The sequence below is a fragment of the Terriglobales bacterium genome (genome assembly GCA_035624475.1).
Classification (GTDB): Bacteria; Acidobacteriota; Terriglobia; order Terriglobales; family Acidobacteriaceae; genus DASPRL01.
Window position 1 is genome coordinate 1 of record DASPRL010000188.1, and the last position, 7,809, is coordinate 7,809.

8 protein-coding genes and 4 tRNA genes are annotated in these 7,809 nt (G+C 68.1%); 3 read left to right on the forward strand and 9 right to left on the reverse strand.

Annotated features, from left to right (window positions below):
* The 7 genes from VEG08_07830 to VEG08_07860 all read right to left on the reverse strand — a co-directional run.
* On the reverse strand, positions 1-738 hold a 738-nt coding region (locus tag VEG08_07830), incomplete at its 3' end, for an elongation factor Tu (GenBank protein HXZ27897.1).
* A gap of 11 nt (positions 739-749) precedes the next feature.
* Positions 750-1,100: a hypothetical protein gene (locus tag VEG08_07835; GenBank protein ID HXZ27898.1), complete on the reverse strand. Its 351-nt coding sequence runs from the start codon at positions 1,098-1,100 to the stop codon at positions 750-752.
* A gap of 22 nt (positions 1,101-1,122) precedes the next feature.
* Positions 1,123-1,198 (reverse strand) — tRNA-Thr (locus VEG08_07840).
* A 40-nt stretch (positions 1,199-1,238) separates the two neighbouring features.
* A tRNA-Gly gene (locus VEG08_07845) sits at positions 1,239-1,313 on the reverse strand.
* Positions 1,314-1,463: 150 nt separating this feature from the next.
* Entirely contained in the window at positions 1,464-1,664 is a 201-nt protein-coding gene (locus VEG08_07850; GenBank protein HXZ27899.1) for a hypothetical protein, read from the reverse strand.
* Between the two features lie 10 nt (positions 1,665-1,674).
* Positions 1,675-1,762 (reverse strand) — tRNA-Tyr (locus VEG08_07855).
* 199 nt (positions 1,763-1,961) lie between these two features.
* Positions 1,962-2,037 (reverse strand) — tRNA-Thr (locus tag VEG08_07860).
* A gap of 231 nt (positions 2,038-2,268) precedes the next feature.
* On the opposite strand from VEG08_07860, the gene VEG08_07865 reads away from it, so the two are divergent.
* Entirely contained in the window at positions 2,269-3,330 is a 1,062-nt protein-coding gene (locus VEG08_07865; protein HXZ27900.1) for a hypothetical protein, read from the forward strand.
* A 2-nt stretch (positions 3,331-3,332) separates the two neighbouring features.
* Here the strand turns inward: VEG08_07865 and VEG08_07870 are convergent, their stop codons facing one another.
* Entirely contained in the window at positions 3,333-4,256 is a 924-nt protein-coding gene (locus tag VEG08_07870) for a M23 family metallopeptidase (protein HXZ27901.1), read from the reverse strand.
* 303 nt (positions 4,257-4,559) lie between these two features.
* Here VEG08_07870 and thiL point away from each other — a divergent pair, with 303 nt between their 5' ends.
* Entirely contained in the window at positions 4,560-5,585 is a 1,026-nt protein-coding gene (gene thiL, locus VEG08_07875; protein ID HXZ27902.1) for a thiamine-phosphate kinase, read from the forward strand.
* Between the two features lie 130 nt (positions 5,586-5,715).
* On the opposite strand, the gene VEG08_07880 is transcribed toward thiL, so the two are convergent.
* On the reverse strand, positions 5,716-6,510 hold the full coding sequence (locus VEG08_07880; protein HXZ27903.1) for a dienelactone hydrolase family protein: 795 nt from the start codon (positions 6,508-6,510) through the stop codon (positions 5,716-5,718).
* Positions 6,511-6,622: 112 nt separating this feature from the next.
* Here VEG08_07880 and tilS point away from each other — a divergent pair.
* Positions 6,623-7,809 (forward strand): tRNA lysidine(34) synthetase TilS (gene tilS, locus VEG08_07885; GenBank protein ID HXZ27904.1); only part of this gene is annotated, 1,187 nt, incomplete at its 3' end.

The window sequence follows — 7,809 nt, forward strand, 5'->3', positions numbered from 1 at the left end:
GATCTCCACTTCCTCGCCCACCTTCACCTTGCCCCGCTCGATGCGGCCGGTCACCACCGTGCCCCGCCCCGAGATCGAGAAGATGTCCTCGATGGGCATCAGGAAGGGCTTGTCCGTCTCCCGCGGCGGCAGCGGAATGTACTTGTCCACCGACGCCATCAGCTCGTCGATGGCCTTCTCCCACTGCGCCTCCCCGTTCAGCGCCCCCAAGGCCGAGCCGCGGATCACCGGCACCTGGTCGCCCGGAAACTGGTAGCTCTTGAGCAGCTCGCGGACCTCGAGTTCCACCAGGTCCAGCAATTCCTTGTCGTCGACCGCGTCGCACTTGTTCAGGAAGACCACGATGTAGGGCACCCCCACCTGGCGCGCCAGCAGCACGTGCTCGCGGGTCTGCGGCATGGGCCCGTCGGTGGCCGCCACCACCAGGATGGCGCCGTCCATCTGCGCCGCCCCCGTGATCATGTTCTTGATGTAGTCGGCGTGGCCGGGGCAGTCCACGTGCGCGTAGTGCCGGTTCGGAGTCTCGTACTCCACGTGCGCGGTGGCGATGGTGATCCCCCGCGCCTTCTCCTCGGGCGCGTTGTCGATGGAGTCGAAGCTGCGGAACTTCACCTTGGGGTTGTTCTTCCCCAAGACCTTGGTGATGGCCGCCGTGAGCGTGGTCTTGCCGTGATCGATGTGCCCGATCGTCCCTACGTTCACGTGCGGCTTCGTGCGATCGAATTTTTCCTTAGCCATAAGTGCCTGCCTCAGGCGTAGCGATAAATGTTCTGGAACTTGCGGCGCAGTTGCGGCTCCACGTTCTCCAGTTCCACCAGATAGAACTCCCGGATCTGCGCCTGGTCCGAGAGGGCCAGGGACGCATACAGCGCCTTGGCCGGTTTGCCCGCTGCCGCCAGCGCCCCGTCCACTTCCTCCAGCACCCGCTTCTCCAGCACGGCGGCGAAGTCGCGGACCAGGATGCGTTTCTTCTCCAGCGTCCTCAAAAACCTCTCGACCTGCTCTTTTCCGAAGACGCGCTGGAGGGCGCCGCGGAGCTGCTCGAATTCCTCGAGCCGCTCGACCTTGATGCCTGCCTGCTCAAACGCCACGTCCGCCATCACCTGCGCGTCGAATCAACTCTGGAGCCGATGACCAAGATTGAACTGGTGACCTCTCCCTTACCAAGGGAGTGCTCTACCAACTGAGCTACATCGGCTCGCAAACTCACTCCCTCTACCGCCGTGCTGCCTGAACTCTGGAGCGGGAGATGGGAATCGAACCCACGACCAACAGCTTGGAAGGCTGTGACTCTACCACTGAGTTACTCCCGCTCACTTTCTGTCCTGCTTACCGCAAGACCCTTCGCTTCGCTCAGGGTTTCGCCGGCGGGCTCCCGCTCGGCTTCGCCTCGCTCACGCCCGCCAAGCGGCTCAAGTTACTCCCGCCCTCCGGCACTCTCGGTTGTCAATCCTTCCCGGCCGCTACGGGTCCCCGCTCTTGGCGGAACCGGCACGGTCACGGCGATGCAGGATGGTCAGCAGCGCGCAGCCGGCCAGGATCACCCAGACGAAATCGCGCAGCTCGACCGTGTGGTCTCCCACCGGTATCTTCGCCGTCAAAGTCCGGGCCGCCGCCAACGCCAGCACCGCGTACGCCGCCAGCGCCGCCATCAACCGCACCATTCGAAAATCCTGGTGGACAGGGGAGGATTCGAACCTCCGTAGCTCCAAGGAGCGGCAGATTTACAGTCTGCTGCCATTAACCGCTCGGCCACCTGTCCACGATCCGCCGAGTTTGCTTGCGCGCGGAGCCCGGTGCTGAAAATCCTTACCGGCGCCACCGCGCCGAACCTTCGTTGCCGGACAGGGAAAGTGCGCGAACATACTTCCGCACAGAACCGGGCACTTGTCGGAAAAAGTATCCTCGTGGAGTGCGTTCCTTTTGCTGAAGACGCGCGCCGCCGCCGTATCGGCGTAGTCTGGAGCTGGCGAAGGGATTCGAACCCCTGACCCTCTGATTACAAATCAGATGCTCTACCAGCTGAGCTACGCCAGCCGATTCCTTCCCGCCTGCCGGGCCAAACCTAAAGAGGTTAGCACAAACGGAACTTGACGTGCAACAGAACTCCCCCTTCAGGCCCCGGGGAAACGCGCCGAGGTTACTCCCTGGTCATCCCTCCCCGGGCCGGCTCCGCACGCCAGTGCTATGATGCCTCTCCTGTATGATTCTACCGGAAGACGGTGGCTCACGGCCACTTCGCGGACCCCGTCCCTGACCCTTCCCGCCATGCGCCGACGCAAGCTTACCCTCCTGATCGCGATGCTGCTGGTGGTGGTGGCGGCGGCGGTGGTGATCTACTTGTGGCGGCGCGCCGCCCCCGAAGCCGTGCGCCTGCTGCCCTCCAACGCCGACGCGGTGGTGTACGTGGACCTGCAGACGATCCGCCGGGCGGTCACGCTGTTGGGGCAGGCGCCGGCGGTGCCGCACGATCCGGAATACGACAACTTCATCCGCCAGACCGGCTTCGAGTTCGAGCGCGACCTGGACCAGGCCGCGTTCGCCGTGCACGCTCCCCCGGCGCCGCCGGGGGGGCCTCCGCCCTCGCCCGACCAGGTGCGCTCCTCGGAGATCTTCGTGGGCCGCTTCGACTCCAGCCGCCTGACCGCCTTCCTGGGGCGGCTGGCGATGAGCAGCGAGCGCTACCGCAACATCGACATCTACAGCGTCCCCAACCAGGGGCGGACGGTGCGCGTGGCCATCCTGGGAGTGAGCATGGTGGCGGTCTCCAACACGCGGGAGCCGGAGCCCATGCACGAGATGATCGACCACTACGTGGAGTCGGCCCTGCCGGTGCTGGGCCCGCCGCTGGTGCGCGAGCACTTCCGCGACGTCCCCTTCGGCAGCGTGGTGTGGGCGCTGGCCCAGGCGCCCCCGGAGAACGGCGCCGGCGGCCTGACCGTGCCGGCGCTGCTGCGCACGCTGGCGCCGGGCGCGACGCTGGTGGCTTCCCTGCGCTATACCGGCTCGATCCAGGTGCGGATGGAGGCCCTGGCCCGCGACGAGCAGCAGGCCCGGCAGATCACGGAGAACGCGGGCACCATGCTGGCCATCTTCCGGGGCGCGGAAGCGAGCGAGCAGTTGGGCGGTCCCGACCCGGACGTGAAGGCCTTCTTCGACAGCATCGCGGTCAGCCAGGAGGGCAAGCGCGCCATCCTCAAGGCCACCTTCACCCAGGGCTTCCTGCGGAAGGCGCTCTCGGAAGCACCGGTGAGCGTGGCTCCTGAGCCCACGCCCCCGCCCAAAGAAAAATCCACGCCCAAGCGTGGATCGAAGGCGAAAGCCCGCTAAGGCTAGTTTCCCGGGGGCACGTCCTGCAGGTTCATGGACTGGGCCATGGTGTTGCGCAGGTACTTGTAGGGATTGACGGGGACTTCGTTGATGCGGACCTCGTAGTGCAGGTGGGGCCCGGTGGAGCGTCCGGTCAAGCCGACGTAGCCGATGACCTCGCCGCGGTGCACGGTCTGTCCCGGGGTCACGGCGAAGCCGGAGAGGTGGCCGTAGCGGGTACTGATGCCGTAGCCGTGGTCCAGGACCAGCAGGTTGCCGTAGCCGCTCTCGGTGTTGGCGAAGGTGACCACGCCGTCGGCGGGCGCGATGACGGGGTGGCCGTAGTTGGAGGAGATGTCGACGCCGGTGTGGAAGGCGCCCTCCCCGTTGAACGGATCGATGCGCTCGCCGAAGCCTCCGGTGACCGGGCCTTCCACCGGCCAGAGCGCGGGCTGCGCCGCCAGCCGCAGCCAGTCGGAGGTGGTCAGGCTCTGGCTGGGGCCGAAGCCGATGGCGATGGTGGCGGCGCCGGAGAGCGCGGTGTTGCGCAGGACGTGCAACTGGTCGAGGGAGGAAGCCACCTGGTCGGAGGTGGCGAACTGGTTCTCGGCGGCCTTGATCAAGGCGCCGTCGGGCTTCAGGCCGTAGAGGGTGGAGACGTCGCTGGCCAGCGAGCCCAGCGAGGCCACCTGGACCTGCTTCTCCTGGGCCACCTGCTCCAGCTGGGAGTAGCGGGTCTTGAGCGCTTCCTTCTCGCTGCGCAGCTGGTTGAAGCGCATCACCTTGGCCAGCATGCGGGTGTAGGAGCCGGCCATGCCGGTGATGGAAAACATCCCGATCAGGGCCCCGGCCAGGAACACGTAAAGATAGTGCAGAGGAACGGGGATCTTGCGGAGCTGGCCCTCGGCGTCCCGGGCCACCAGCAGAATGTAATAGCGCTTACGCAAAAGAAAAATACCTCGCCTTTTTCCGCGGACCCAAGGTTCTTCTACCCAGATCGGCCCGCCGTTGAGTTGACCATCGCGAAGCTTCGTAGCATTGAAGCCACCGCGACGGGTGGGGCGGTAACCCCTTTACGGGCCTACGGCCAGGGAAACGAGAACAACGGCTCGGGAAAGGTAACAAACGGCTTTCCCGGGTGTCAAGGACGTTCGGGTGGGTTTCCGGTTACGAATGGGGATGGACCTGCGTTCTGGGGATACTGACCGTCTGGGGATTGGATGGCCCCGGGGCCCCGAGGATGCAAAAAAGTGCCGGGGGGTGGCGGGCTTTCCCGGCCTGCCGCTTCCTATATATTGGGTAGCATCTTGCCCTTACCGGAACGAGAGTTGATCGCGCGCATCCGGCGCCGGGTCGCGGCCGGGGGCCGGGGACGTTCCTTGGTCGCGGGGATAGGCGACGATTGCGCCCTGCTGCGGCTGTCGCCGGGACACGAGATCCTGCTGACCACCGACCTCACCCTGGAGGACGTGCACTTCCGGCGCGCCTGGCACGCGGCGCGGGCGGTGGGCCATCGCTGCCTGGCGCGCGGGCTGAGCGACATCGCCGCCATGGGCGGCGAGCCCCTGGCCGCCTTCCTCTCGCTGGCCCTGCCGGCGGAGACGCCCCAGTCCTGGGTGGACGAGTTCCTGCGCGGCTTCCTGGGCCTGGCCGGCAAGTTCGGGATCCCGCTGGCGGGCGGCGACACCGCCGCAAGCGCGGGCGGAGTGGCCGCCGACGTGGTGGTGCTGGGGCAGGTGCCCGCGGGCGCCGCCATCCTGCGCTCGGGGGCGCGCCCGGGGGACTCGGTCTACGTCACCGGCTCTCTGGGAGGCGCGGCGGCGGCGCTCTACCAGTTGCGGGAGTCGGGACGGGTGGAGCCGGCGGCGGCGCGCGCCTACTTCTATCCTCCGCCGCGGGTGGCGGTGGGAGCCCGGCTGCGGCGGCAGGGGCTGGCCTCGGCCATGATCGATCTCTCGGACGGCCTCTCCACCGACCTGGCCCACCTCTGCGAAGAGAGCGGGGTGGGCGCGGTGGTAAGCGAGTCCAGCATCCCGCGCGCCCACACTTCGCCCGCCGCCACCAGCACCCTGCACTTCGCCCTGCACGGCGGCGAGGACTACGAATTGCTGTTCACGGCCCGGCCGGACCGGAAGATCCCGCGCACCCTGGGCGGGGTGCGCCTCAGCCGCATCGGGGAGATCATCCGCGAGAAAAAGGTCTGGCTGATGGACAGCCACGGCCAGCGCAAGGCGCTGCTGCCGCGGGGCTGGGAGCACTTCTCATCGGATCATTGAGTCATCGGATCACTGAAAAGCAAGACGTCAGACCTCGGACGTCAGACGTCAGCGAAGAACCCAGATTCCTCGCTGCGCTCGGAATGACAACGACTGGAGCAGGGATTCATGGCGCGGACTCCCCGCCCGGTCACATCTCCTTGAGCAGTTTGAGCCAGCGCTCCCAGGCCTGGTCGTGGGCGGTCTTGTTGGCGGGATTGGTGTTGCCGGGGTCCTCGCCGGCACGCATGAAGCCGTGGCCGGCGCCCTCGTAGGTGACGGGATCGTACTTCTTGCCTGCCGCTTTCATGGCCTCGACGGTGCCGGGCACGGTGGCGCCGATGCGGGCGTCGTTGCCGGCGTAGAAGCCGTACACGGGAGCGGTGATGGAAGAGAGGTCCTGGGGAGGCGGGCCGTAGAAGACGAAGGCCGCGCTCAGGTCCTTGCGGTGGGTGGCGAAGCGGAAGGACTGGCCGCCGCCCCAGCAGAAGCCGGCCACCGCAATCTTGCCGTTGCCGGCGGGGAGGGTCTTGGCGTAGTCGGCCACCGCGTTGAGGTCGGCGGTGATGGTGTCGGGATCCAGCCCGGAGATGGCTTTCACGGCGTCCTGGGTGCTGGCGAAGTCGCTGCTGCCTCCGCCCTTGGGGCCGAAGCCGGAGAGCAGGTCGGGAGCAATAGCGACGTAGCCGTGGGCGGCCAGCTCGTCGGCGGCGCTGCGCGCCCAGTCAGTGAGCCCGAAGATCTCGTGGATCACGATCACCACCGGGGCCTTCTCTTTCCGCTCGGGATAGACCACGAAGGCCTGCACCGTGCGGTCGCCGTGCTTCACCGAGACCCACTCCTGGTGGCGCGGCGACTTTTCGAGGGATTGTTTGGCCCACTCCTGCGCCCACGCGCCGGGCAAGCTGAGGAGCAACACGCTGGCAATGAGGATGGTCTTCTTCATAGGGCGAAGAGTTTACCCCGGGTGGCGAAGGCGCCTCAACCGCCCGGCGGGATGGTGTGGATTCCAGCGGCCCGCTTAGACCCCGCGGGGCCGGCAGGATTACCATGGGACCGTGGTCGAGCGCGTTCTGGCCTACATCCGCGAACATGCCCTGCTACGAGCGGGAGACCGGGTGGCGGTGGCGGTCTCCGGCGGCCCCGACTCGGTGGCCCTGCTGCGCCTGCTGCTGGATCTGCGCGCGGAATTGGGCGTGGTGCTGGCGGTGGCGCACTTCCATCACGGCATCCGCGGCGCCGAGGCCGACGCCGACCAGGAGTTCGTGGCGGAACTGGCGCGGGGTCACGGACTGCCGCTGCACCTCGCCTCCGGCGCGGCTCCGGCGCATGCCGCCAGCCAGGGCCTGAGCCTGGAGACCGCGGCCCGCGACTTGCGCTACGCCTGGTTCCGCCAGTTGCTGCACGCGGGCGCGGCCGAGCGCGTGGCCACCGGCCACACCCTCGACGACCAGGCCGAAACCGTGCTCATGCGCACGCTGCGAGGCTCGGGCACCCGCGGGCTGGCCGGCATCTTCCCCCGGCAGCGGGTGGAGGGAGCGGGCGGCGCCGCCATCGTGCGCCCCCTGCTGGGCGTGCGCCGGCGCGAGATCGAGGACTACCTGCGCGGGCTGGGCCAGGGGTGGCGCGAGGACCAGAGCAACCGCGACCTGCGCCACCTGCGCAACCGCGTCCGCCACCAGTTGCTGCCGCAACTGGAGCGCGACTACAACCCGTCGCTGGCGCGGGTGCTGGCGGAGAGCGCGGAGGTGGCCCGCGCCGAAGAAGAATACTGGAGCGGGGAAGTGGAGCGGCTGCTGGCGGCAGTCTTCCGCGAGGGCGCGCTCGACCCCCGCGCCCTGGCCCGGCATCCGCTCGCCCTCAAGCGGCGGCTGCTGCGGGCGGCGGGAGAGTCGCTGGGGCTGCGCCTCGACTTCGAGCACGTCGAGGGAGTGCTGCGGCTGGCGGCGCCGGCGACGGCGGGTCCGGCCAAGTCCTGCGAGCTGCCCGGAGGCTGGCGGGCGACGCGGGTGCGCGGCCAGGTGCGCCTGCAACGCGGGCGCGGGCAGGCCCGGCCGCCGGCGCCGGACTACGAGTACCGCCTGCCGGTGCCGGGGGAGGTCCAGGTTGCCGAGATCGGCAGTGTCATCCGGGTTTCCCTGCTTCCGCTCTCTTCCGCCGCTGCGGGGTATAATCAGGCGGGATTGTGGGATCCCAGGGCGCTGGCCTCGGAGCTGGTGGTACGCAACTGGCGCGCGGGGGACCG

Bases quoted from the DNA above. Each gene is read 5' to 3' on its own strand.
- VEG08_07835 (HXZ27898.1), bottom strand. From the start codon at position 1,100: ATGGCGGACGTGGCGTTTGAGCAGGCAGGCATCAAGGTCGAGCGGCTC.
- VEG08_07850 (HXZ27899.1), bottom strand. From the start codon at position 1,664: ATGGTGCGGTTGATGGCGGCGCTGGCGGCGTACGCGGTGCTGGCGTTG.
- VEG08_07865 (HXZ27900.1), top strand. From the start codon at position 2,269: ATGCGCCGACGCAAGCTTACCCTCCTGATCGCGATGCTGCTGGTGGTG.
- VEG08_07880 (HXZ27903.1), bottom strand. From the start codon at position 6,510: ATGAAGAAGACCATCCTCATTGCCAGCGTGTTGCTCCTCAGCTTGCCC.